The 23,022-nt window shown below is 74.1% G+C and carries 21 protein-coding genes and 2 riboswitches; of the genes, 10 read left to right on the plus strand and 11 right to left on the minus strand.

Translation table 11 applies throughout. From position 1 onward, the window contains the following. Positions 1 to 29: 29 nt before the first annotated feature. Positions 30 to 157: riboswitch (cobalamin riboswitch) on the minus strand. Positions 158 to 318: 161 nt separating this feature from the next. After that, positions 319 to 954, minus strand: a complete 636-nt coding sequence (locus tag ACFV88_RS26930; protein WP_385494475.1) for a sigma-70 family RNA polymerase sigma factor — start codon at positions 952 to 954, stop codon at positions 319 to 321. A 61-nt stretch (positions 955 to 1,015) separates the two neighbouring features. Further along, positions 1,016 to 1,672, minus strand: coding sequence for a hypothetical protein (locus ACFV88_RS26935; protein ID WP_385494476.1), 657 nt, complete (start codon positions 1,670 to 1,672; stop codon positions 1,016 to 1,018). Between the two features lie 191 nt (positions 1,673 to 1,863). Between ACFV88_RS26935 and ACFV88_RS26940 the strand changes: the two genes are divergently transcribed. Continuing rightward, positions 1,864 to 2,892 carry a ferric reductase-like transmembrane domain-containing protein gene (locus ACFV88_RS26940; RefSeq protein ID WP_385494477.1) on the plus strand — a complete coding sequence of 343 codons (1,029 nt, stop codon included), beginning with the start codon at positions 1,864 to 1,866 and terminating at the stop codon, positions 2,890 to 2,892. Positions 2,893 to 2,925: 33 nt separating this feature from the next. On the opposite strand, the gene ACFV88_RS26945 is transcribed toward ACFV88_RS26940, so the two are convergent. Continuing rightward, positions 2,926 to 3,438, minus strand: a complete 513-nt coding sequence (locus tag ACFV88_RS26945; protein WP_385494478.1) for a DUF4430 domain-containing protein — start codon at positions 3,436 to 3,438, stop codon at positions 2,926 to 2,928. A gap of 162 nt (positions 3,439 to 3,600) precedes the next feature. After that, positions 3,601 to 3,673: riboswitch (cobalamin riboswitch) on the minus strand. Positions 3,674 to 4,004: 331 nt separating this feature from the next. On the opposite strand from ACFV88_RS26945, the gene ACFV88_RS26950 reads away from it, so the two are divergent. The 3 genes from ACFV88_RS26950 (at position 4,005) to ACFV88_RS26960 (ending at position 7,382) form a co-directional block, all read left to right on the plus strand. Then, positions 4,005 to 5,015, plus strand: a complete 1,011-nt coding sequence (locus ACFV88_RS26950; protein WP_385494479.1) for an alcohol dehydrogenase catalytic domain-containing protein — start codon at positions 4,005 to 4,007, stop codon at positions 5,013 to 5,015. A 215-nt stretch (positions 5,016 to 5,230) separates the two neighbouring features. Continuing rightward, positions 5,231 to 6,634: a rhodanese-like domain-containing protein gene (locus ACFV88_RS26955; RefSeq protein ID WP_385494480.1), complete on the plus strand. Its 1,404-nt coding sequence runs from the start codon at positions 5,231 to 5,233 to the stop codon at positions 6,632 to 6,634. Further along, a complete protein-coding gene (locus ACFV88_RS26960; protein WP_385494481.1) occupies positions 6,627 to 7,382 on the plus strand; it encodes a sulfite exporter TauE/SafE family protein in 756 nt (251 codons plus the stop codon). The genes ACFV88_RS26955 and ACFV88_RS26960 overlap by 8 nt, the downstream gene beginning before the upstream one ends. 38 nt (positions 7,383 to 7,420) lie before the next feature. Here the strand turns inward: ACFV88_RS26960 and ACFV88_RS26965 are convergent, their stop codons facing one another. After that, on the minus strand, positions 7,421 to 7,702 hold the full coding sequence (locus ACFV88_RS26965; protein ID WP_385494482.1) for a metal-sensitive transcriptional regulator: 282 nt from the start codon (positions 7,700 to 7,702) through the stop codon (positions 7,421 to 7,423). Between the two features lie 105 nt (positions 7,703 to 7,807). Between ACFV88_RS26965 and ACFV88_RS26970 the strand changes: the two genes are divergently transcribed. Beyond that, positions 7,808 to 8,392, plus strand: a complete 585-nt coding sequence (locus ACFV88_RS26970; protein ID WP_385494483.1) for a rhodanese-like domain-containing protein — start codon at positions 7,808 to 7,810, stop codon at positions 8,390 to 8,392. A 208-nt stretch (positions 8,393 to 8,600) separates the two neighbouring features. Here ACFV88_RS26970 and ACFV88_RS26975 read toward each other — a convergent pair whose 3' ends face one another. Genes ACFV88_RS26975 through ACFV88_RS26985 form a run of 3 tightly spaced genes read right to left on the minus strand, consistent with a single transcriptional unit; the run spans position 8,601 to position 12,272 of the window. Then, entirely contained in the window at positions 8,601 to 10,916 is a 2,316-nt protein-coding gene (locus ACFV88_RS26975; protein WP_385494484.1) for an FtsX-like permease family protein, read from the minus strand. A gap of 4 nt (positions 10,917 to 10,920) precedes the next feature. Then, entirely contained in the window at positions 10,921 to 11,766 is an 846-nt protein-coding gene (locus tag ACFV88_RS26980) for an ABC transporter ATP-binding protein (RefSeq protein WP_385494485.1), read from the minus strand. Next, a complete protein-coding gene (locus ACFV88_RS26985; RefSeq protein ID WP_385494486.1) occupies positions 11,763 to 12,272 on the minus strand; it encodes a PadR family transcriptional regulator in 510 nt (169 codons plus the stop codon). Before ACFV88_RS26985 ends, ACFV88_RS26980 begins: the two co-directional genes overlap by 4 nt. A gap of 201 nt (positions 12,273 to 12,473) precedes the next feature. Between ACFV88_RS26985 and ACFV88_RS26990 the strand changes: the two genes are divergently transcribed. From ACFV88_RS26990 to ACFV88_RS27005, 4 genes are all read left to right on the plus strand, one after another. Next, positions 12,474 to 13,763 (plus strand): ABC transporter substrate-binding protein, encoded by a 1,290-nt coding sequence (locus ACFV88_RS26990; protein WP_385494487.1) that lies wholly within the window; start codon positions 12,474 to 12,476, stop codon positions 13,761 to 13,763. 349 nt (positions 13,764 to 14,112) lie between these two features. After that, positions 14,113 to 14,757: a hypothetical protein gene (locus tag ACFV88_RS26995; protein WP_385494488.1), complete on the plus strand. Its 645-nt coding sequence runs from the start codon at positions 14,113 to 14,115 to the stop codon at positions 14,755 to 14,757. A 232-nt stretch (positions 14,758 to 14,989) separates the two neighbouring features. Then, the gene (locus tag ACFV88_RS27000; protein ID WP_385494489.1) at positions 14,990 to 15,838 is read left to right on the plus strand and encodes a helix-turn-helix transcriptional regulator; all 849 of its coding nucleotides are present in this window, start codon (positions 14,990 to 14,992) and stop codon (positions 15,836 to 15,838) included. An 88-nt stretch (positions 15,839 to 15,926) separates the two neighbouring features. Further along, positions 15,927 to 16,694 carry a glucose 1-dehydrogenase gene (locus ACFV88_RS27005; RefSeq protein WP_385494490.1) on the plus strand — a complete coding sequence of 256 codons (768 nt, stop codon included), beginning with the start codon at positions 15,927 to 15,929 and terminating at the stop codon, positions 16,692 to 16,694. A gap of 231 nt (positions 16,695 to 16,925) precedes the next feature. Here ACFV88_RS27005 and ACFV88_RS27010 read toward each other — a convergent pair whose 3' ends face one another. Beyond that, positions 16,926 to 17,312 (minus strand): VOC family protein, encoded by a 387-nt coding sequence (locus tag ACFV88_RS27010; protein WP_385494491.1) that lies wholly within the window; start codon positions 17,310 to 17,312, stop codon positions 16,926 to 16,928. Between the two features lie 285 nt (positions 17,313 to 17,597). Between ACFV88_RS27010 and ACFV88_RS27015 the strand changes: the two genes are divergently transcribed. Continuing rightward, positions 17,598 to 19,823 carry a tetratricopeptide repeat protein gene (locus tag ACFV88_RS27015; protein ID WP_385494492.1) on the plus strand — a complete coding sequence of 742 codons (2,226 nt, stop codon included), beginning with the start codon at positions 17,598 to 17,600 and terminating at the stop codon, positions 19,821 to 19,823. Between the two features lie 30 nt (positions 19,824 to 19,853). On the opposite strand, the gene ACFV88_RS27020 is transcribed toward ACFV88_RS27015, so the two are convergent. From ACFV88_RS27020 to ACFV88_RS27030, 3 genes are all read right to left on the minus strand, one after another. Further along, complete coding sequence (locus tag ACFV88_RS27020) at positions 19,854 to 21,716, minus strand: serine hydrolase (protein ID WP_385494493.1); 1,863 nt, start codon at positions 21,714 to 21,716, stop codon at positions 19,854 to 19,856. 215 nt (positions 21,717 to 21,931) lie between these two features. Beyond that, the gene (locus ACFV88_RS27025) at positions 21,932 to 22,108 is read right to left on the minus strand and encodes a hypothetical protein (RefSeq protein ID WP_385494494.1); all 177 of its coding nucleotides are present in this window, start codon (positions 22,106 to 22,108) and stop codon (positions 21,932 to 21,934) included. 43 nt (positions 22,109 to 22,151) lie between these two features. Then, on the minus strand, positions 22,152 to 23,009 hold the full coding sequence (locus ACFV88_RS27030; protein ID WP_385494495.1) for a methyltransferase domain-containing protein: 858 nt from the start codon (positions 23,007 to 23,009) through the stop codon (positions 22,152 to 22,154). Between the last annotated feature and the right edge of the window lie 13 nt (positions 23,010 to 23,022).

Below are 23,022 nucleotides of genomic sequence, written 5' to 3' on the forward strand. Positions count from 1 at the left end.
CCCCAGTTCTGTCGAGGAGGCGACCGCGTGAGTCTCCTGGCTCTCGGGTCACCGCTCGCCCCGCCCTTCCCACCCGCACAGGGGCAGTGGGCCGTTCGGGGTTCGCTCGCCGATCACAGTGGCGGGACCGCACCGGATTCACACCGGTTTCCTCGTTCCGCCGTCGCCTTTCCGCGTCATCATGACAGACCCGGCGCCCGGAACCCATGCCTGGGACGCGGTTGCTGCGCAGGTCACACGCCCGGACCGCGGGAACGGGCCGCGGGAACGGGCCGGTCCCGGTGCGGGCGGTGAGTGCCGCCCGCACCGGGACGGCGGTCAGGCCGCCACGAGGGCGGGGGCCCCGCTCGGTTGCTCCAACCAGCTGGCGGCCAGGTCCCGACGGGCACGTGCCACCCGGGAGCGGATGGTTCCCACGGGGCAGTCGAGGGCCTCCGCGGCCTCCGCGTAGGACAGGCCGAGGAGCCGGGTCAGGGCGAACGCCTGGCGCCGTCCGGGTTCCAGCGAGTCGAGCGCGTCCATGAAGGCCACCGATTCCTCGAAGCCGGGGAGGTGGCGGGGCTGCGCGCGCTCCGCGGCGGTCAGCCAGTCGGCGCTGTCCGCGATCCTGGGCCGTGCGGAGGCCCGGCGCAGCCGGTCCACGACGACCCGGCGGGCGATCGCCAGCAGCCAGGTGCGTGCGCAGGACCGTCCGGCGAATCCGCTGAGGCTGGTCAGTGCGCGCAGAAAGGTTTCCTGGGCCAGATCCTCCGAACCCGGGACATCGGTGGTCAGATGGGCGACGAACCGCCGTACGTCGTCATAGGTGGCGTGGACGAAGAGTTCGGCGGCGCGCTGGTCGCCGAGGCCGGCGGCCAGCGCCCAGGTGGTGATCTCCGCGTCGCGGTGCGCGTGCCGGGCGGCGGCAGCGCCGTTGCGGGTGGATCGTGCGCCTTCTCCAGGTGAATAAGGCATGACAAATCGCCCTTCGCGTCCGGGATTTAACCCGTCAAAGGTGAAATAAGTGGACAAAACCTCAGGACGCGAAAGGAGGGGGTCCTCGTCGAGGGGCCGCGCGCAACAGGGCGAGCGGGGACGGGAGGCGGTCGGACGCACGACGCTCGACCGGGGCGGGAGTCGCCACCGGCAGGACCTGCGCCCCGCACAGGGCGGCCACGGCGAACCGCAGCAGGCCCCCGAGGAACAGCGCCAGCGCCCGGCCGAGTTGGGCGAGCGCGCGCTCCCCCCGCCAGAGCCACCAGCCGCACACCGCACCCGCGAGCACGTGCGCGCTGGCCATGCCCGAGCTGACCGAAGAGAGGTCGAACAGGCCACGCAGGGAACGGAAGAGGGCGAGTGCGGTGCTCCCGGCCAGGCCCGTGCCGTCCGCGGTGGCGGGGCGCGGATGGGCCGTGTGGACCCCGTGTGCCGTGCCGCCCGGGCCGTGGGTCAGACCGAACAGTGCGTGCAGCATGACCTGGGCCCCGGCGCTCGCCCCGATCACCGCGCCCGCGGACCGTTCCCTGCGGGTCAGTCGCCAGGCGAGCAGTGACACCGGGGGAACCGCGACCGCATACCCCTGGAACGAGGGCGAGACCCCCGACGCCAGGGCGTGGCCGAGCCCGGACACCACGACGCACACGGCGACGAGGATCGTCGCGTGCGTGAGGCGGAGTGCGGTTCCGGCTCCCATGAGAGTCATGGTGCCAGTGGGATACGGGTCCCGGGTAAGGGCTTTGACCGGACAGTTGGCGCGATCGCCCCCGTTTGTGGACACCGTGTGTCGTGACCCATGTCACTACCCGCTCCCGGGAACTTTCCGCCCTCCGCATCCGACTACGTGTGCGACCGGCCCCACCCGGTCGTGCACGACCTCATTGACACGTGACAGAAGCGGAGCCCCTCGCCGTGAACCCCACAAACGACCGTGCTGCGCCCGGTTCCGAGTCCTCTCCCGCCGTAGGTGCGCCCCCCGGACCGTCGGGCGTGTCGACGGCGCCGCCCCGCCCCCGGGCGACCCTCCGCGGTGACCTGCGGGCGGGTGTCCTCGACGGCTCCCTCGCCCTCCTCGTCACGGGCGCCGTCTTCGTGCTGCTCTACGTCCGGATCGAGGCCGAGACCTCGTCCACGCTCACCGTGATGCCGTTCATGGCCGACACGGGTGCCTTCTGGATGTACTTCCTCAGCCAGGCGTTCGGCTGGTCCGCGCTGCTGTGGGCCTGGGGCACCGTGGTCCTCGGACTGCTGCTGTCCGGCCCCCGCCCGAGCTGGCTGCCCCTGGCCGGCCCCCGCCTCGAACGGCTCCACCGCACCACGAGCATCAACACCATCGCGCTGATCGCCGCTCATGCACTGCTGTTCGCGGCCGAGTTGGTCCGGCACGACACCGACGCCTGGTACGCCAGCACCGCCACGGCCTTCGTCGAGGCGTTCGTGCCCGGCGGGTACGCCTCGGGAACCGGCCGGATCGCGATTCCCGTCGGTCAGGCCGCGCTCTACCTCGCGATCCCCCTCGGCCTGCTCTTCTACGTCCGCCACCGCATCGGCGCCAGGACCTGGCGGGTCATGCACCGCTTCGTCCTCGTGGTGTACGTCCTCAGCGTCTGGCACACCCTGCTGTACGGCACGAACGTGTGGTACGACGGCTGGTTCCGCACCACCGTGTGGCTGCTCCAACTCCCCGTCGCCGCACTGTTCCTGGCGCGACTGATGCGTCCGGCCCGGCGATCCCAGCGGCTCGCGGCCTCCGGTGGACGGCCGGGGGCCAAGGCCGTCTGGGCGCTGCGTCTGGGCGGGCGGCTGGCCGTGGTCGCCGTCCTGGGCGTGCTCGTGGCCGTGCTGCTCACGGGCCGGGACGGCGGACGCACCGAGCCGCCCGCCGACACCACGTCCAGCCACACCGAACACGGCTGATCCCGGGGCCGCTTCGGGGTCGGCGCCGGAGGGTTACAGGGCGGTCCAGGTGAAGGCCACCCGGTCCCCGGCGTGGATTCTGAACTGGCAGCCGCCGACGGGGGTCGACGTCCCGTTCACGGAGATGTTCCAGTAGGCGGTCGCGCCCCCCTCGACGTTCTTGATGGACTGCACGAAGTAGTCCTCGAACGACGGGTACCAGGTGCCGTCCCAGGCGAACCCGCGCTTGCGCGCCGCGTCGTCGAGGGCGGCCGTCGGCGTGGGCACCGCACTGGGGTGGGCGCCGCCGTTCGTGCCGTCGCAACGCTGGGTGCCACCGGTGGCCGGCGTGACGTCGTGGCCCTTCGTCCGGATCTTGCCCCGGAACAGCACCCCGTCGGGCCCGCGCACGGTCAACGTGACCTTCACCGGGGTGTTGGTCCCGGCCGTCAGCGTGCTCCCCGCGGCGGGCGCGACGCCGGGGGCGGCCAGTGCGGGGGCACCGGTGAGGACGAGACCGAGCAGGGCCGCGGCGACGGCGGTGCGACGGAAGAGGTGGTGACGCATGGGGCCTCCTGGCGGATACGGGCCCACGGGGTGAAGTGCCCCGAGTTCCCCCTGCGTTCGGCCGCCCGTCCAGGTCCTCATGGACGGGGCACCCGGTGCGCGGGACGCCAGGGCTCCACCTCCGCAGACCATGACAGAGGGAAGCGGTGTACGGGGAACCCCGGGCGCTCCGACTCGCGGCACCGCAGTGCCGCACACGGTTGCAGGTCAGCGCCGGATTCCCACCGGCTTCCCCCGAACGTCCCCCATGCCGTTGTGGTGTCCGGCGGCCCGCGCCGAACAGTGGCATCGTACGGCGGCCGGGGCCCCCGGGTCCGGTGATCGGGAGGTTCCGGTGCGGCGCACTGCCGTCACCACGACCGTGCGGCGCGACGGGTGGGGCGCAGGAGGCCGAGGGTGCTCAGCGTTGCGCGAGGGGCGTCGGCGCTTCTTGGACGGCCCAACCGTTGCCGGCAGGGACCGCTCCGCGTTTTTGTGGTCCCGGCCTTGACCGAGCCTGCTGCGGTGCGGCGCCGTCCGGATGCCCCTCGCCGGCACTCCGCGCACGATGGAAGCGGGAGGCCGTCATGAAAGCTGCCGTGGTCCGTGCGTTCCGTGAGCCCCTGGTCATCGAGGACCGGCCCGACCCCGCACCGGGCCCGGGGCAGGTACTGATCGCCGTCGAGGCGTCGGGCCTGTGCCACACCGACATCCATGCGGCGCACGGTGACTGGCCGGTGAAACCGACGCCGCCGTTCGTGCCCGGTCACGAGGCCGTCGGGATCGTGGAGACGCTGGGTGACGGGGTGAGCCACCTCTGTGTCGGGGACCGGGTCGCCCTGCCCTGGCTCGGCTGGGCCTGCGGGCGCTGCGAGCACTGTCTGTCGGGCTGGGAGACGCTCTGTGAGCAGCAGGTCAACACCGGGTACGGCACCGACGGCGGGTACGCCGAGAAGATGCTCGCCTGGGCCGACTTCGCGCGCCCGGTGCCGGACGGCGTCGACCCCCGCGACGCGGCACCCCTGACCTGCGCGGGAGTGACCACGTACAAGGCACTCAAGGTCGGCGGGGTGCGGCCCGCCCAACTGGTCGCGATCTCGGGCGTGGGCGGGCTCGGCCACCTCGCGGTGCAGTACGCCAAGATCGCCGGGGCGACCGTCGCGGCGATCGACGTCACCGACGAGAAGCTCGCCCTCGCCCGCTCCCTCGGCGCGGACATCCTCGTCAACGCCGCCACCGAGGACCCGGCGGAGGTGCTCCGCGCCCACGGGGGTGCGCACATCGGGCTCGCCCTCGCCGTGAACGAGGCCGCGTTCGGCGCGCTGAACGCGGGGCTGCGGCGGGGCGGACGGTTGGTGATGGTCGCCATGCCCGCGGGCGGAACGATCAAGGTGCCGATCTTCGAAACGGTACTGGGCGGCACCGCCGTGCTCGGGTCGATCGTCGGAACCCGGCAGGACCTGGACGAGGTCTTCCGGCTGCACGCGGCGGGGCGCACCCGGGTCATCCGCGAGACCAGGCCCCTGGAGTCGGTGAACGACTCCATCGCCCAGGTGCTGGCGGGGGACGTACGGGCGAGGATCGTCTTCACCTTCTGACCGGCCGGGCTGAGGCGCGGGCCCGCGCCTCGTGCACCCCGCCCCCGGCCCCCGTGCTGCATCCCGCCCCTCTCACCAGCGGTCTTTCCGGCCGTCCTGGGTCCCTGTGCGCTGTTCCGAGCCGGCCGCTCCGGGGTCGTTCTATACCCCCCTGGGTATTTGTTAGGGTGCAGGTATGGATACCCCGGGGGGTACAGCGAGAGGAGTGTGCAGCCGTGTTCTTCGTCGACACCCTGGAGTTCGAGGGCCTGGGCAACCGCAGCTATCTGGCGGGCGGCCCGGACGCGGCCGTGGCCGTCGACCCGCCCCGTGACATCGACCGGGTCATCGCCGCTGCGGCGCGCCGGGGCGTACGGATCGCCCACGTCGTGGAGACGCACCTGCACAACGACTACGTGACCGGAGGGCTGGAGCTGGCCCGGGTCAGCGGGGCGCACTACCTGGTGCCCGCCGCCGCCTCGGTCTCCTTCGCCCGCACGCCCGTCAGCGACGGCGACACCGTCCAGGTCGACGAGGGCCTGACGCTCCGGGCCGTCGCCACCCCGGGCCACACCCCCCACCACACCTCGTACGTGCTGGTCGATCAGGGGCGTGACGTCGCGGCGTTCACCGGAGGCTCGCTCCTCATCGGCGGGGTCGGTCGCCCCGACCTGGTGGAACCCCGCCTCACGGTGGAGCTGGCACGGGCGCAGCACGCCTCCGCCCACCGACTCGCGGACACCCTCGCCGACGACGTCCCGGTCCTGCCCACCCACGGCTTCGGAAGCTTCTGCTCCTCGGGCCCGGGCGGCGGCTCGGCCTCCACCATCGGCACCGAACGTCTCGTCAACGCCGCGCTGACCCAGGACGCCGACACCTTCGTCGCCGAACTCCTGGCCGCTCTGGAGGACGTCCCCGCGTACTACGCGCACATGGGCCCCGCGAACGCCGCAGGCCCCGCCCCCGTGGACCTGACCCCGCCGCGTCCCGCCGACGCGGACGAGATAGCCGCCCGGCTCGCCGCGGGGGAGTGGGTGGTCGACCTGCGCGGTCGGGTCGCCTTCGCCCGCGGCCATGTCGCCGGAACACTGAACTTCGAGGGCGACGGCCAACTCGCCACCTACTTGGCCTGGTTGATCCCGTGGGGCAAGCCCGTCACCCTGCTCGCCGAGACGCCGGAGCAGATCGCCGCCGCCCAACGGGAACTGGTCCGGGTCGGTGTGGACCGGCCCGCCGCCGCGGCGACCGGCGACCCCCGGACCTGGGTGCGCAAGGGCGACTCCCTGACCGCCTTCCCGCGCGCCACCTTCGCCGAACTGGCCGCGGCGCGTGCCGAACTGGCCGCGGGCGGTGTGGGCGGTGCGGGGGCCGACCCGGTGGTCCTCGATGTCCGACGGGACTCCGAGCGCGCGGCGGGTGCCGTCACCGGATCGGTCCACATCCCCCTCCACGAGCTGCGCGGCCGGCTGGCCGAGGTGCCGCCGGGCGTGGTGTGGGTGCACTGCGCGGGCGGGATGCGGGCCGCGATCGCGGCATCCCTGCTCGACGCCGCGGGGCGCACGGTCGTCGCCGTCGACGACGGGTTCGACGCGGCGGCGCGGGCCTCACTCACCGGGACGGACGCGTCCCGCGGTGAGTGAACTGATCCTCGCCCTGCTCGCCGGAGGCACCGTCGGGATCACCCTCGGAGCCCTCGGCGCGGGCGGCGGCATCATCGCCGTTCCCGCACTGGTCTACCTGCTCGGCTTCACCCCCGCCGAGGCGACGACCGCGAGCCTGCTCATCGTCTCCGTCACCTCGCTGACGGCCCTGTACGCGCATGCGCGGACCGGTGCCGTCCAATGGCGCGGCGGCCTTCTCCTCGCCGCGGCCGGAGTGCTCCCGGCGGCGCTGGCCGGCGTGCTCGCGGCGCGGGTGCCCGCCGCCCTGCTGACGGCCGCCTTCGGACTGGTCGCCGGGCTCGCCGGGCTGCGGATGTTGCGCCCGGTACCCCAGGCCGCCCTTCCCACCGCCGCCACCGCCGTGCAGCCGGTGAAGGTGGTCTCGGCGGGCGCCGGGCTGGGTGCGCTGACCGGGCTGCTCGGAGTCGGCGGGGGATTCCTCGCCGTGCCGGCACTGACGGGGGTGCTGGCGTTCCGGATCCGTGCCGCCGTCGCGACGAGCCTGCTGGTCGTCTCCGTGAACGCCTTGGTCGCGCTCGCCGCCCGCGGGGGCACGGCGACGGGGGTCGACTGGGCGGTCGTGGGACCCTTCGCGGCAGCGGCCGTGCTCGGCGCGTGGGACGGGAAGCGGCTCGGGGCGAAGCTGCCGGAGGCGGTGCTGCACCGGGTGTTCGCGGGCGTGCTGCTCGCGGTCGCCCTGCTGATGCTCGTGGACGCGGTCCGATGACCCCCGCCGGGCGGCCTCCCCCTCGCCGGGCGCCGGACCTAGGCCAGGGACAGGAACAGCTTCTCCAGCCGAGCCCGCATCCGCTCCCGGTCCTCCGGGGCGGACATGTTCTCGTCGGTCAGACAGTGTTCGAGGCCCGTGGCGATGATCGCGAACCCGGCCCGGTCCAGGGCGCGGGACGCGGCGGCGAGCTGGGTGACCACATCGGCGCAGTCCCGGCCCTCCTCGATCATCTTGATCACTCCCGTGATCTGGCCCTGGGCCCGGCGCAGCCGGTTGACCACGGTCTTCAATTCCTCGGCTGCCAAAGCCAGTTCCACGACAGACTCCGTTCGATATACCCCTATGGGTATTCTACCGGAGGGGCGCGGCACACCGGAATCACCACCACCACCTCAGTACCACCGATGGAAGGACACGACACCGTGACGACATCCCCCGCACTCACCCCCGACCAGGCCGCCCAGCGGCTCGGTGCGCTCACCGTGATCGACGTGCGCACCCCCGGGGAGTACGCGTCGGGCCACCTCCCGTACGCCCTCAACATCCCCCTCGACGACCTGCGCGCCGCCCTGCCCGACCTCCGGGACGCCGCGGACCGGGGCGACCTGCTCGTCGTCTGCGCCTCCGGGAACCGCTCCGTGCAGGCGTGCGCCGTGCTCGCCGAGGAAGGCGTGGCCGCCGCGACGCTCACCGGTGGCACCACCGAGTGGGCCCGCCTCGGGTACGACCTCGACCGGCCGGAGGACGGCCGCGCGGTCTGGGCGATGGAACGCCAGGTCCGCCTCGCCGCCGGCACGCTGGTCCTCGCCGGACTGCTCGCCGGGCGCCGCTGGTCCGGGGCGCGCTGGGCCTCCGCGGGAATCGCCGGCGGGCTGGTGTTCTCGGCGGTCACCAACACCTGCGGGATGGCCACGGTCCTGTCCCGGCTGCCGCACAACCGCTCCCGCGCCTGTGACCTGGACTCCGCCCGCGCGACGCTGCGCACCCGTACCGCGCCCGCGGAGTAGAACCGGAATCCCGGGCGGTCCGCCCGCCGCCCGGGGCGGGGGGCACGCCCCGGTGGCCACCCGCGCTCGCGTGGCCGTCCGCGTCCGCCGGGCCGTCCGTCGCCGTCGCGGGCGCCCGCTCACCGTCCGTGGGGACCGGGCTGTCCGACCGGGGCGGAACCGCGGTGGCGGCGGTCCAGCGGGATGGGCGAACGCCGGCCGGGCCGGATCACCCCGGCGCCGCCGTCGGGTCCGGTGCCCGGCGGCGTTGCGCACGCACCGCGGGCACCAGGGCCAGCGCGACCGCCATCAGCACCGGGCCGGCCGCGCCGAGCGCCAGCCAGGGTACCGCGGGCAGCACGGCGATGCCGGCGCCCACCCCGCTGCCGTGGCCCTCCGCGTCGATCAGCGGCCGGGCGAGCAGCAGCCCCAGGGCGATGCCGACGGCCGTCGCCGCGACGGCGGTCACCGCGCAGTGCGTGACGATCACCCCCACCAGCTGACGTGGCGTCAGGCCCAGCCCGCGCAGCGCGGGCAGCTCGCGGCCGTGGTGCCGGGCGGCGGCGCTCACCGACCCCGCCAACTCCACCACCGCGATCAGCCCGAGGACGCCGATCAGCCCGCCCAGCACCCCGGTGACCAACTCGGTCGGTGCCGGGGCGGAAGGCGCCCGCCGGACGTCGGCGCCGGGCAGGGCCGCCCGCAGGGAGCGGGCCACCGCGTCCGGGTCGGCGCCGGGGTGCAGCAGCACCGCGTACGACTGCGGGGCGCCCGCGGTGCCGCCCGCCCGCAGTGTGTCCAGGGTGGTGGTGATGACCTGTCCGTTGTGCTCCGGCTCGATCGAACGGCCCACCACGTGCAGGATGTGCGGGGTCCCACCGACGGTGAGCCGCACCCAGTCACCGACCCCGGTGCCCGTCGCGTCGAGCAGGCCCTGCCCGGCCACGGCCTCGTGGGGCGCGCGCGGGGCCCGGCCCTCCACCGCCACGAACGGATAGGCGTGGGCCGCGGTACCGAGCCCGCGCAGGGTCACCGAACGGGTCTGGCCGGGAATCAGGGCCGTGACCTCCGCCGCCGGGTACACGGCCCGTACCCGGGAGTCGTCCGCGATCCGGGCGACCTGTCCGGGCGCCGGGCCCGCCGCGCCCGGCCGGACGGTCAACGGGGGCGCCGGGTTCACCCGTCCACCGCTGCCGCTGCGCAGCGCCTCCAGCGTCGAGAGCGCGGCCAGCGCCACGGTGATCATCATGATCGGCACCGCGAGCCGCACCACCGACCCGGTGAACCGCGCCCCGCGGTGCGTCGCCCCGCGCCAGCCGAGCACCAGGTGCGGCGGTACGCCCCAGCGCAGTGCGCGGCGGGCCGAGCGCGACATGCGGCGTGCCCGCGGCCGGGCCGCGCGGGCCATCGGGCTCGGCGGGACCCGGGCCGCCCGCCACGCGGAGAGCGCGGTCGCCGCCGCGATGACCCCCACCGTGACCGCGCCGATCGCCCCCGCCCCCGGCACGGAACTCGGGAGGGCCACCCCGTACGAGACCGCCTCGCCGAGCGGTCCCGGCACCCGTGAGCCCACCGTGCGCACCAACAGGCCCCCGAGCACCACCCCCACCAGGGCCAGCGCCGCGTGCTGGGCGACGAACATCACCGCGACCTGACGTGGCGTCATGCCGATGACCTTCAGCACCGCGATGTCCCGGACCTGCCCCCTGACCCGGCCACTGACCCCGCCGGTCACCGCGAGCGCCGCCGCCACCAGCGAACCGACGCCGAACCCCCGCAGCAACCGCCCCGACAGCCGGTGTTCCGCCGCCGCCGCCGCCCGTGCCTCCCGCCAGGTGGAGACGCGCACCACGTGCTCCGGGCCCGCCACGGCCACCGCCTGCTGCACCACGAAGTCGGTGTCCGTCCCGTCGGCGAGCCGCAGGCCCACCGTCCGCCCGGGTGCGTCCCCCGCGGCGTAGCGGGCGGCCGTGCCCGCCGCCGTCCACGCCGTGCCCGGGCGCTGTGCCCGGGCGTCGCCGGTGTACCCCGCCTCCGACGAGGTCATGACCCCGACGACCCGCAGGACGCCCGGCGGCGCGCCCGCGGCCCGTATCCGGAGGTCATCGCCGGGGCGCACCCACAGCGCCTCGGCGGTGGCCCGGTCGAGCACCGCCTCACCGGGCGCACCGGACAACCACCGTCCGCTGAGGAACCGCCGTTCCCGCCCGGTCGGTCCGTCGGGCCGCACCGACCGCAGTTCGAGCGCGGCCCGCGCCGTGGCGCTCCGTGCCGTCACCGGGACGGTGCCGTAGGGGCCGGACACGCTCTCCACCCCGGGCAGGTCCGACAGCGGACGGGTGTCGGCACCGGAATCGAGCCGCAACCAAACGTGGTTGCCGCGGGTCTGGGTGAACACCTGCTGCCAGGGGCTCGCCGCGAACTGGAGGAGCGCCGCCGACAGCAGCAGCGCCGCCATCACCCCAGCCGTCGCCAGCGTCAGCGTCGCCGCCCGGCCCCGGTGGGTGCGCAGATCGGCCAGCGCCCAGCGTCCCAGGGCCCGCACCGGCTCACTCCGCCAGTTCGACGAGTCCGGCGGCGGCGCGGGCGCCGGACCCGGGGTCGTCGCCGAGTCGGATCTCGTCGACGATCCGACCGTCGCTGAGGGTGAGCACCCGCTCGGCGGCGCTCGCCACCCGTGCGTCATGGGTGACCAGGACGATCGTCTGACCCGCCGCGTGGAACTCGGTGAGCAGCCGCACCACCTCACGGGTGCCCCGGCTGTCGAGACTGCCGGTGGGCTCGTCCGCGAGCAGCAGGTCGGGCCGGTTGACCAGGGCGCGGGCGAGGGCGACGCGTTGCTGTTCGCCGCCCGACAGATCACCCGGCAGGGCGTCCTCCCGGCCGGCGAGGCCCAACTCGCCCAGCAACTCCCGTACGGCCGCGCGACCCGTACGGGAACCGCGTCCGGCGAGCAGGGCGGGCATCTCCACGTTGTCCGCCACGGTGAGCGTGGAGACCAGGTTGAAGAACTGGAAGACGATCCCCAGACGTCGGCGGCGCAACACCGCCCAGCGGGTCTCGCTCAGTGCGTCGACCCGGCGCCCGGCGAGCCGGATCGTGCCGCCGTCGGGACGTTCGAGACCGGCGAGCAGCCGCAGGAGCGTCGACTTGCCGGCGCCCGATGTCCCGGTGACGGCGACGAACTCCCCGGGCGCCACGTCGAGATCGACCCCGCGGACCGCGTGCACCACACCCGCCTCGCCGGCATGGGACTTGGTCAGGCCCCGCACGCTCAGCAGCGGCGGTGCCACGGCCGCGGACGCACCGTCCGCGTCATCGGGGCCGGGTGCTTCGACGCCGCTCCCGGTCGACCTCCCGTCATCGGGGCCCGCACCCGGGACTGAGACGCTCATTCGAGTTCCTCCTGACAGCGTTCCAGCCAGTCGAGGTCGGCCTGGAGGTGCAGCGACGCCCCCTCGATCAGGAGCCGGGCGATGCGCTGGTCCGGGCCCTGCTCCGCGCGCTCCAGCCGGGACAGGGTGCGCATGAGGGTGAGGTAGTGCCGTCGCTGCCGGTGGATCAGCGCGATCTGGTCGGCGGTCCCGGTCAGATGGGCGAGAGCCAGCTTCATGAAGAAGTCGTCGCGCACGCGCGGAGCTTCGGAAGGGGTCTCGTACCAGAGGTCCACCGCTTCCCGGCCGGCCACGGTGATCTCGTAGATCTTCTTGTCCGGCCGGTCCGGCTGGCTCACGTGCTTCCCCTCGATGAGCCCCGCCTGTTCCAACCTGCCGAGCGTCACGTAGAGCTGCCCGATGTTCGGCTGAGGGTACGCCGCACCGAGGAGTTTCTCCAGGGCCTGCTTGAGCTCGTAACCGTGGGCGGGACCACCGGCGAGCAGCGCCAGCAGATGTAGACGCACGGTGCCAGGTCCCTCCTAGGCGAGTGGGGCGGACGCGCTGCCGGGGCCGCCGGGTCGCTCCGGCACCCGCGCGCTCGGACCGTGGCCGACCGGTGGGTGGCGCGTCGATTCCGCAGGTATACATGATGCCTGGTGCGGCACCGGTGGGAACGTACCCGTTGCGGGGGGTTCCCGCGGTCGGACCGGGGGAGGGCGGAAACGATGCGCGGTGGTGCCGTCGGCGGACGCGCGGCCCGGATCTGCGGCGTCCTGTTGGTGACCCTGCTGGTGCTGACCGCGGCAACGGCCTCCGGAGCGCCCCGGGGCGGCCCCGCCGAGGCGGCCGGCGGACGCGGCCCGCTGACCGTGGTCACCGGCCGGGACCTCACCGGCTACCTCCACGAGGTCCTCGCCGACTGGAACCGCGCCCGCCCCGCCGAGCGGGTCGAACTCGTCGAACTCCCGGAGGCCGCCGACGAGGTGCACGCCCAGCTGCGGGACAGCCTGCGCTCGGGCAGTGCCCGCTACGACGTCCTCAACATCGACGTGGCGTGGACGGCGGAGTTCGCGGGCAACGGCTGGATCGCCCCCGTGGACGGCGCCCGGGTGCCCGACTCCGCGCTGCTGCCCTCGGTCCTCGACACCGTCACCTACCGGGGCCGCCGCTACGCCGTCCCGTACGTCACCAACGCGGCCCTGCTGTACTACCGCAAGGACGTCCTCGACCGGGAGGGCCTGGAACCGCCCCGCACCTGGGACGAACTGGCCCGGCAGGCGTCGACCCTGTCCCGGAAGTACCGCATGCACGGGTACGCCGGTCAACTCCTCCCGTACGAGGGCCTGACCGTCAACGTCACCGAGGCGATCCAGTCGGCGGGCGGCTCGCTCACCGGCCCTGACGGCGAGGTCACCGTGGACACTCCGGCTGCGCTCGCCGGGCTGCGGTTCCTCACCGAAGGGCTGCGCGCGGGCTGGATCCCCGAAGCGGCGCTCGGCTACAAGGAGGAGAGCTCGCGACAGGCCTTCCAGGCGGGTGAGTTGCTGTTCCTGCGCAACTGGCCCTATGTGCACACCCTGTCGTCCGCCCCCGGCTCGCCGGTCGCGGGCAAGGTCGGCGTGGTGCCCCTGCCGGGACGCCACGGCGCCGGCCAAGGAGTGCTCGGCGGCTCGAACCTCGCGGTCAACGCCCGTTCCCCGCACCCGCGTTCCGCCGCCGATCTGCTGACCTACCTGCTGAGCGAGGACGTCCAGCGGCGGGTGCTCACCGAGGGCGCGCTGCCGCCGGTACGGGCATCGCTGTACACCGACCCCGCACTGGTGCGGCGCTACCCCTACCTGCCCGTCCTCGCCCGTAGCGTCGCCGCCTCGCGGGTGCGGATGAAGAGCGCCCGCTACGAGCAGGTCAGCCTGGCGATCGCCGCCGTCACCCACGGGGCGTTGACCGGACGGGTCGCGCCCGAGGACGCCCTGCGGCGACTCGACCGCGAGGTACGGGACATCCTGCTGAAGTAGATGCATGTTAGGTAAAGATCGGGGCTGGAGGGCGCCACGTCCAGACCCCCGACCTCCGACGCCCACCTGCGAAGCCTTGCCCAACAGCGCCCATCCCATCCACGGTTCGTCGTCCGTCGGGACGATCCGGAGCCCGGGAACGGTGCATGACACCGCAACAGTCGGGTACCTAACACGTAGGTACGGAGTTTTTCGGTGGGTACGGGTGCCCCGCGCACCCCGGACGCCCCCGGTCCCGCGCGGAGCCCGAACGGAGGACGCCTTGTTGACGATCGACCCACCCCGCGTCACCGCCCCGCCCCGCCCGAGACCGCTGCCCCGGCCCCCACGCGCCAGCGAGGGTCCCCGCGTGGTGATCATCTCGCCGGACGTCGGCGCCAGCGTCGAATGGGCCAGGCGGCTGCACCGCGCCGGGCCGCCCCGGTTCATCGTCCGCCGCTGGGGCGACCAACGCGGCTACGAGTACCTGCACCGGGCCCCCGGCGTCCTCGCCCTGCTGGACACCCCGCGACACGAGTCAGGAGACGAACTCGTGCAACGCGTGCGGTCGTTGCGTCTCCTGGCGCCCGTCGCGGTGGCCACGGCCCACCGCGTCGACAGTGCGGCGCTGCTCGCCGCCGGGGCGGTCAACGTGCTGCGCCGGGACAGTGCCGAGACCGCGATCGCCGCACGCATCGAAGCGGACCTGCGCTGGTTGCGACGCGACCTGGGCCCGGACCCGGGCCGGCGCGAACCGTTGCGGCCCTACCGGAGCCAATCGCTGCTGATGGAGATCCTGTTGGCGGTGCGTTCCCCGTTGTGCTGCCACGACATGCGCTGGCTGCTGGGGGACACCGCCCGTCCCATGAGCCTGCGGGCCCTGCGCGCACGGGTGGAGCGGCTCGCGCCCCACCTGGCCCGGCACGGACTGGAGTGTCGCCGCCAGGTGCGGTGGGGCGCCGACACGCTCACCGTGCGACCGGTCGGGCACCGGTCGGCCGCGCTGTCGGCGTGAGGTGCGCCGCGGGGCCGTCCGTCCGCCCCGGCCGACGCAGGTGCGCTCCGACGCGCACTCGCCCGCGTCCGGGACGGTCTGAGGCACGAGACCCGCAGCCCTGACCTCGCACCCGGCCCCGCCGTCCGGCGGTCGGCCTCGGTGCGCGGCACCCTCCGGCCGGTGCGTCCGCCGTACCCGGACCGGCGACTAGCCCTGCGCCCGGCCCCTGCACCGTTGCTACCGTGGGGACATGGTCAGCGACATCCGGTCCCCGCACGGCCGCCGCGCGCAACTGCGGGACTTCCTGCGCACCCGGCGAGCCCGACTCACCCCCGCGGACGTGGGACTCCCGACGGCGGCCCGGCGCCGCACACCGGGCCTGCGCCGGGAAGAGGTCGCGGTGCTGGCCGGGGTGGGGGTGTCCTGGTACACCTGGCTCGAACAGGGACGCGACATCAATGTGTCCGGCGAGATCCTGGACGCCATCGGCGGGGCGCTACGGCTCGACGGGCCGGAGCGGGCACACCTGTACCTGCTCGCCGGTCTCAACCCGCCGCGGACGACCCCGGCCCGCGCCGAGGTCACCCCCGAGTTGCGGCGGCTGATCGACGCCTGGGAGCCCCGTCCGGCGATCCTGCGGGACCAGCACTGGAACCTCGTCGCGGTCAACGGCGCGGCGCGGCTGGTGTTCGGGTACGACGACTCGGACCACAACTGCCTCTTCACCTTCTTCACCAACGACCGCTACCGGTCCATGCACCTGCAGTGGGAACAGATCGCCCCCAGCGTGGTCGCCGCGTTCCGCGCCGATGCGGCCCGCCATCCCGCGGACCCCGTGTTCGGTCGGATCGTCGACGAACTCCACGCGATGAGCCCCGAGTTCGCGCGACTGTGGGCCCAGCACGATGTGGCCGAGGTGACCCAGGCGGTGAAGGCCGTGCGGCACCCCGAGGCGGGGGAGATGGTCTTCGACACCACGGTCCTGTCCCTGGCCGAGTGGCCCGACCACCGCATGGAGTTGCAGAACCCGCGCCCCGGCAGCGGCACGGCGGCCCGGCTGGAGGCACTGGTCGCGGCCCAACCCGCCACGGCGGTCTGAGCGACCCGCGCGGGGCGGAGGGTGGTGGTGCGGGTACCAGGTTAAGCCGGCACTGTCAGCCGCCCGGCCCAGGCCGCAGGGTGGAGCCATGACCAACACCACCGCTCGTTTCGAGAACAAGACCGCACTCATCACCGGAGGCGCCTCGGGGATGGGGTTCGCCGCCGCCCGCCGTCTGCTGGCCGAAGGCGCCCGGGTCGTGATCACCGGCCGTGACCAGGGCCGGCTCGACGCCGCCGTCAAGGAACTGGACGCCGGCGACCGGGTCCTGGCCGTGCGCGGCGACGTGTCGAACACCGTCGACGCACAGGCCCTCGCGGATCGGGTCCGGGAGCGCTACGGACGGATCGACGCGCTCTTCGCGAACGCCGGCGTCGCCTCCTTCGAGTCCGCCGCCGAGGTGACCGAGGCCGAGTTCGACCGGGTCGTCGACATCAACTTCAAGGGGGTGTTCTTCACCGTGCAGCGGCTCCTGCCGGTCCTCGCCGACGGGGCGGCCATCGTGATCAACTCCTCCTGGACCGCGCACCGCGGCCTGCCGAACGGCTCGCTGTACTCGGCCACCAAGGCGGCGGTCCAGAGCCTGGCCCGGACGTTCGCGGCCGAGTTGGGCCCCCGCGGCATCCGGGTGAACACGGTCAGCCCCGGCTACATAGACACCCCCATGTACCGCAAGGAGGTCGCCGAGGAGACGGAGGCCGCCGTGGTCGCCCAGATCGTCGCGGGCCGCGTCGGCACCGCCGACGACGTCGCCGACGCGGTCGCCTTCCTCGTGTCGGACCAGTCCTCGTACGTCAACGGGCAGGACCTGATCATCGACGGCGGGCTCGTCGCAGCCGTCCCCGCGGCCCTCTGAACCGGGCGCCGGCCACCGAGGGCCCGTGCGGCATCCGCCCCACCACCCCGCCACCCGCCCGGCATCCACCCCGGGAGGGTGCGCGGGGGCCGCTGCCGGCACTGAACGCAGGGGTCACCCTGGCGGACCTGGCCCCGGACGTCTCCGAGATCGGCTATCCGCGGCCCGGCCGACGGCCGACCTGACCGCTGCACACGGGATCTCGGGGGACGCCGGAGCCGACCCGTGGCCTCACTGGTGCTCGGGGACGGCCCACGCGACCAGCTGGAGGACGACCCCGTTCGGGTCGGTGACCTGGAAGAGGCGTTCGCCCCACGGCTCTTCGCGCAGCGCCATGGTGATGGGGGCGCCCTCGCTGCGCAACCGCTCGAACTCGGCATCCAGATCGGTCACGGTGAAGGCGAGGATCACCCCCGCGGCCCGCTGCTCCCGTACGTCTTCGGGCAGGACCTCGGTTCCGCGCTGAAGGAAGATCACATGGACCGCGTCCTCGCGGACCAGCGAGGCGAAGCCGTCGGCGGCCGCGGCCTCCTGAAAGCCGAAGTGCTCGACCAGGAACGCGGCGGAGGCGGAAACGTCGTCAACGGTCAGGGAGACGGCGGTGGACGTGATGTTCATGGCCTGCCCTAAGGTCGGGAACGATCTCTATACGTCGTACATTGTACTGCGTAGAGAGAGGAGCGGGGCGACCAGGTACCGCAACCGCCCGCCCCACCCCCGACCGCTCCCACCGCATGCGCCGTCACCACCCCCGTGCCCCGCGTCCGTTCCGGTGCACCAGGCCCCCCGCAGGCAGGAACCCTCCAGGTAGCCGGCCCGCCCCGTACCCTCTCGCCATCGGGGTGGCCATACTGGACGGGGCCGATGGGCGCTGACGGGTGACGACGGGGGCAACGACGGGAGATGACCGACACCAGGTTGATCCAGGGCCGCTACCGACTGATCGAGGTGATCGGACGGGGCGGCATGGGCGAGGTGTGGCGGGCCAAGGACGAATCCCTGGGCCGCGGGGTGGCGGTGAAGTGCCTGAAACCGCTCAGCCCGCACCACGACCAGTCGCACGCCCGCGTGCTCAGGGAACGGTTCCGGCGCGAGGCCCGGGTCGCGGCGGGGCTCCAGCACCGGGGCGTCACCGTCGTCCACGACTTCGGCGAGTCCGACGGTTCGCTGTTCCTCGTCATGGAACTCCTGGAGGGCCGCAACCTCAGCCAGCTGCTGGAGGACAACACCCGGCTCCCGCTGCCCGTCGCCGAGGTCGTCGACATCGCCGAACAGGTCGCCTCGGCCCTCGCGTACACGCACGAACAGGGCATCGTGCACCGGGACCTGAAGCCCGCGAACATCATGCGGACCGCCGACGGCACCGTGAAGATCTGCGACTTCGGCATCGCCCGGTTCGGCGACGCGGGATTCACCTCCCGACTCACCGGCACCGGCATCGCCATGGGCACGCCCCACTACATGTCGCCGGAGCAGATCGGCGGCTCCGAGGTCGACCAGCGCAGTGACCTGTACTCCTTCGGCTGCGTCCTCTACGAGATCGCCACCGGCGCACCGCCGTTCGACCTCGACGACGCCTGGGCCGTCCTCATCGGACACCGTGACACCGCGCCCGAGCGACCGCGTCACCACCGCGCGGAGCTCCCCGCCTACTTCGAGACGATCGTCCTCGACCTGCTGGCCAAGGAACCCCACGAGCGGCCCCGGGACGCCCGCGAACTCGCCCGCAGACTCACCGCCGGACGGCACCCCGGCGTCCCGTTGCCCCTCTCCGACGTTCCGGCGCGCGACGGAGCGGGCCACCGGGCCCCGCGCCCGCCCCGGCTGCCCTCCTGGACCGGGGGCATGACCACCGGACGCAAGGCCGCCGGCGTAGCCCCCCGGCCGCACCCGCCCACCCCGGCCGCCGGGCTGACCGACGAGTGGATCCCCCGGCTGCCCACCAGCCGCATCCGGTCCGTGGCCGTGCACGAACGGCCCGCGCCCGCCCCGGAGACCGTGGCCGTCCTGGTGTCCCGGCACAACGCGGGACTGAGCCTCGGCCGGCTCGGCCGCTGGTCCGAGGCCGGCGAGGTGCACCGCGCCGTCGCCGCCGAGCGCGAACACGCCCTCGGCCCCGACCACCCGGACACCCTCGCCAGCCGCTACGAGGTGGCGTTCACCCTCAGCCGCACCGGTCGCGCCAGTGACGCCCTGCGCGAGTACGACCGGGTCGCCGACGGACGGGAGCGGGTCCTCGGCGCCGACCACCCCGACACCCTCGCCGCCCGCCAGGAGACGGCCTACGTCCTCGGGCAACTGGGTCGGCACTTCGAGGCGCACCAGATGTACACGGCCGTACTCGCCGTCCGGGAACGCGCCATGGGCGCCGACCATCCCGACACCCTGCGCTGTCGGCACAACCTCGCCTTCAACCTCAGCCGGCTCGGGCGGTTGGAGGACGCCTACCGGTTGGCCGTCGAGGTGGCCGCCGCCCGTACCCGGGTCCTCGGCGCCGACCACCCGGACACCCTCGTCACCCGCTACGAGGTCGCCTACGCGCTCGGTCAACTCGGCCGCTGGAACGAGGCGCTGGACACCTATCGCGCGGTGGCCCGGGCCCGCGCCACCGCGCTGGGCGCCGATCACCCGGACACCCTCGCCGCCCGCTACGAGGTGGGCATCAGCCTCGGTCGGCTCGGGCACGGCGAACCGGCGCTGGAGCTGTACCGGGAACTCGTCGCGGACCGCACCCGCATCCACGGCGCCGCGCACCCGGAGACGCTGCGCGCCCGCCACGGCCTCGGAGTCAACCTGGGCCGCCTCGGCCGCTGGGACCAGGCCCTCGCCGAGGCCCGTGACGTGTCCGCGATCCGGGACCGCGTGCTCGGGGGCCACCACCCGGACACCCTGGTCAGCCGGCGCGAGGTGGCCGTGGGCCTGGGCTGGTTGGGACGCTGGGGCGACGCCCTCGCCGAGTACCGGGCGGTGGCCGCGGCCCGGGAGCAGGTCCTCGGCGCCGATCACCCGGACGCCCTCGCCAGCCGCAACGACGAGGCGCACTGCCTGGAGCAACTCGGCCGGGGCGCCGAAGCCGTGGAGCTCTACCGACGGGTCGCCGCACTGCGCCACGGCACCACCGGCGGCTGATCCGGCGGTGCCGCGGCACGGCGGGACCCTTCAGTCCGCGGACCGGGTCCAGCCCACGGCGGTGACGGCCGCCGCGTCCCGAGCCCGCCGCTCGTCGAAGACCCGCCGCCCGTCGTCCACCCGCAGACCCGTCACGTACACCCCGCGCCCCACGTACGCACGGTCGGTGTCGTAGCGCCAGCGCAGGCGCACCGGAGCGCCCCGCCAGGCGCTCAGGTCCGCGGTCACGGCGTACCAGAGGCGTCCGGACCAGCCACTGACCGTCCCGTCGGCACCGTGGACGGGTCCGTCCCCCTGCCCGGCCCGCCGTCCGTCCCGCTGTTCGCCGTGCTGCTCGGCGTGCTGTTCGGCGAGGAAGGGAACCGGCCGCCACGTCCCCCCGTCGTCGTCGGACGCCTCCAACCGCAGTGCGTCCGCCCGGGGCTCGGTGTCCCACCACAGGGCGCACCGCAGCCGCGCCCCCTCGCCGGAGAAGGTCAGGGCCGGCAGCGTGAGCGTCGCCGTGCCGTCGTTCACCATGCCGCCGAACCAGGCGGTGCCACCACGCGGCGGCCGGACCGGCACCGCACGGGCGAGGTGGTTGGCGGCGGCGACCCGGGGCGCCGACCCGGACCGCCACCTACGCACGGGATGCACGGAGTTGCCGAGGAGGACGAGGAACGAGTCGGTACTCGGATCGAGGACGAGGCACGTCCCGGTGAAGCCGGTGTGACCCGCCGTGCGCGGGGTGGCCATCGCGCCCATGTACCAGTGCTGGTAGAGGTCGAAGCCCAGCCCGTGTTCGTCCCCCGGGAAGGCGGTGTTGAAGTCCGTGAACATCAGCTCCACGGACGCCGCCCGCAGGATCCGGGTCCGTCCGTACGCCCCGCCGTTCAACAGGGTGCGCCCCAGCACCGCGAGGTCCCACGCGGACGAGAACACCCCCGCATGTCCCGCGACCCCGCCGAACGCATGGGCGTTCTCGTCGTGCACCTCGCCCCAGACCAGCCCCCGTTCCACCCCCGACCAGGGCGCCCGCGCGTCCTCGGTGGCGGCGATGCGCGGCTTCCAGGAGGGCGGCGGGTTGAAGCGGGTGTCGCGCAACCCCAGCGGGCCGGTCACCTCCTCGTCCAGCAGCACGTCCAGGGCGCGCCCGGTCAGGCGTTCCAGGACGAGTTGCAGGGCGATCAGATTGAGGTCCGAGTACAGGTACCGGGAGCCCGGCGGGTACTGCGGCGCCTCCCGCCACAGTCGGGCCAGCCGGGCCTGCGGCGTGGGCTCGGCGTAGAACGGCACCCAGGAGCGCAACCCCGAGGCGTGGGTGAGGAGTTGACGGACGGTGATGTGCTGCTTCCCGGCCGCCCCGAACTCCGGCAGGTACGAGGCGACGGTCGCCTCCAGCGCCAGCGCACCCCGCTCCACCTGTTGGACGGCGAGGAGCGAGGTGAACAGCTTGGAGACGGACGCCAGGTCGAACACGGTGTCCGCCGCCATCGGGACCTGCTGCTCCGGCGGGAACTCCACCCCCGTGTCGGTGGTCTCGTCGTACGCCGCGTAGCGCACCGCCATCCCGATCGGCCGGTGCAGGGCGACGGTGTCGCCGCGCCCGGCCAGCAGGACGGCCCCCGCGTACCAGGGGTGCGCGGGGGAGGGGCGCAGGAACCGTTCCGCGTCGGTGACGAGCCGGTCGAGGTGTTCGGGGAGCAGGCCGGCCCGACGCGCGCTGCCCCGGTGCAGGGTCGGGTTGCTCCGCGATCCGCCCGGCGCCGGAGCAGCCCGGGCCGTCCCCACGGCCAGCGGCGCCAACACCAGTGCCCCGCCCAGGGCCAGGGCGCCCGCCCCGAGACCGCGTCTGGTCACTGCGCCCCCTCCCGTCGGTGAACCCGTCGCGCGGTCCTGGGGGGCAGCGGTCATGTCGTTCCTCCTGGGGGTCGTCCGGGAACCGGCACACGGGCCCGAGGGTGTTGCCGCATCCGGGACGTGTCAACCCCGCCCCGGCACGCGGCACGGATGGCGGACCGTGCCCGCGGACGGTGCTCGACCTTCGCACGTGCCCCGCCGGGGACCGTGCCGCACGGTCCCGGCACGCCGCGGGGTACGGCACACGGACGACGGGGCCGGCGGGGCAGTCAGCCCGTCCGGTCGGCGGCGGCGCGGAGTTCGGCCCGGGCCCGGGCCGAGTCCCGGTCCCTCCCGTCCGCACCGCCGACCTGCGCGGGGTCCCTCCGTGCTCGGCGCCGATGGGTGCACTCCAACGCCCAGACGATCAGGGCGGTCCACAGGGCGAGCGCGCTGAGTCCGATCACGGGAGCTCCCTCTCCCGGTCCCGGGCGGAGGGCTTCACGTCCGTCACGGGGACGCCGTGGGGGAAGCGGGCGGATTCACGGCCAGGGCCTTGAAGAACGTGTAGTGGAACGTCCCGTCGTCGGCGGCCCGGTGCAGATCGGCGATGCCCCGGTCCCATGCGGCCCTGGTGGTGAGGGCGGCGCCCAGCGCCTGGTGCCGGACGGACTCGACCATGGCGATGAAGGTGTTGCGGGTGAAGCCGTCCACCCACGCGGGCCGGGTCCGGTCGGTGTAGACGGTGTGCGGGCGGACCACGACGTCCTCGTACCCGGCCCCGGCCAGCAACGGCTGGAGCTGCCGACCGAGCAGTGCGTTGCCCCCCGCTGCCGCCTGGAAACGGACCTGGAGGTCGATCACCGCCCGGGCGTCCGCGCTGTCGGGGTGGAAGAACACCGATCCGTGGTCCCCCTCGATCACGGTCAGGCTGCCCCCGGGCCGCAGCACGCGCCGCAGCGCGGTCAACGCCCCCTGGGGGTCGGGTAGGTGCTCCAGCACGAAGCACACGAAGACGTGGTCGAACTCCGCGTCGGCGAAGGGCAGGTCGAACACGTCGGCCTGCTGCCACTCCACCGGCGCCCCGGGTGCGACGGCCGCGAGGTGGGCGCGGGCCCGGGCGAGCGTCTCCGGGGACCGGTCGACCGCGACGATCCGGGCCCCTGGGCTGGAACGCAGCAGATGGACCGTCTGGGCGCCGACCCCGCAGCCGACCTCCAGCACCCGGCTGCCCGCGGGGTACGCCGTGCCGGTGTGCAGCAGTTGGGCCAGGGTGTCCGCCTGGTCGCCCAGCCGGCGGCTCTCGCGCGGCGAGTACCCGTGCACGTAGTCGGTCACCGGGACCTCAGGTGTCGTCGCTGTGTTCATGTGCCCACCCTGC

It is taken from the genome of Streptomyces sp. NPDC059816 (genome assembly GCF_042732055.1).
Taxonomy (GTDB): domain Bacteria; phylum Actinomycetota; class Actinomycetes; order Streptomycetales; family Streptomycetaceae; genus Streptomyces.

Coding starts and splice junctions, on each gene's coding strand:
- ACFV88_RS26930 (WP_385494475.1), bottom strand. CDS start 954: ATGCCTTATTCACCTGGAGAAGGCGCACGATCCACCCGCAACGGCGCT.
- ACFV88_RS26935 (WP_385494476.1), bottom strand. CDS start 1,672: ATGGGAGCCGGAACCGCACTCCGCCTCACGCACGCGACGATCCTCGTC.
- ACFV88_RS26945 (WP_385494478.1), bottom strand. CDS start 3,438: ATGCGTCACCACCTCTTCCGTCGCACCGCCGTCGCCGCGGCCCTGCTC.
- ACFV88_RS26950 (WP_385494479.1), top strand. CDS start 4,005: ATGAAAGCTGCCGTGGTCCGTGCGTTCCGTGAGCCCCTGGTCATCGAG.
- ACFV88_RS26980 (WP_385494485.1), bottom strand. CDS start 11,766: ATGAGCGTCTCAGTCCCGGGTGCGGGCCCCGATGACGGGAGGTCGACC.
- ACFV88_RS26990 (WP_385494487.1), top strand. CDS start 12,474: ATGCGCGGTGGTGCCGTCGGCGGACGCGCGGCCCGGATCTGCGGCGTC.
- ACFV88_RS27000 (WP_385494489.1), top strand. CDS start 14,990: ATGGTCAGCGACATCCGGTCCCCGCACGGCCGCCGCGCGCAACTGCGG.
- ACFV88_RS27005 (WP_385494490.1), top strand. CDS start 15,927: ATGACCAACACCACCGCTCGTTTCGAGAACAAGACCGCACTCATCACC.
- ACFV88_RS27010 (WP_385494491.1), bottom strand. CDS start 17,312: ATGAACATCACGTCCACCGCCGTCTCCCTGACCGTTGACGACGTTTCC.
- ACFV88_RS27015 (WP_385494492.1), top strand. CDS start 17,598: ATGACCGACACCAGGTTGATCCAGGGCCGCTACCGACTGATCGAGGTG.
- ACFV88_RS27020 (WP_385494493.1), bottom strand. CDS start 21,716: ATGACCGCTGCCCCCCAGGACCGCGCGACGGGTTCACCGACGGGAGGG.
- ACFV88_RS27030 (WP_385494495.1), bottom strand. CDS start 23,009: ATGAACACAGCGACGACACCTGAGGTCCCGGTGACCGACTACGTGCAC.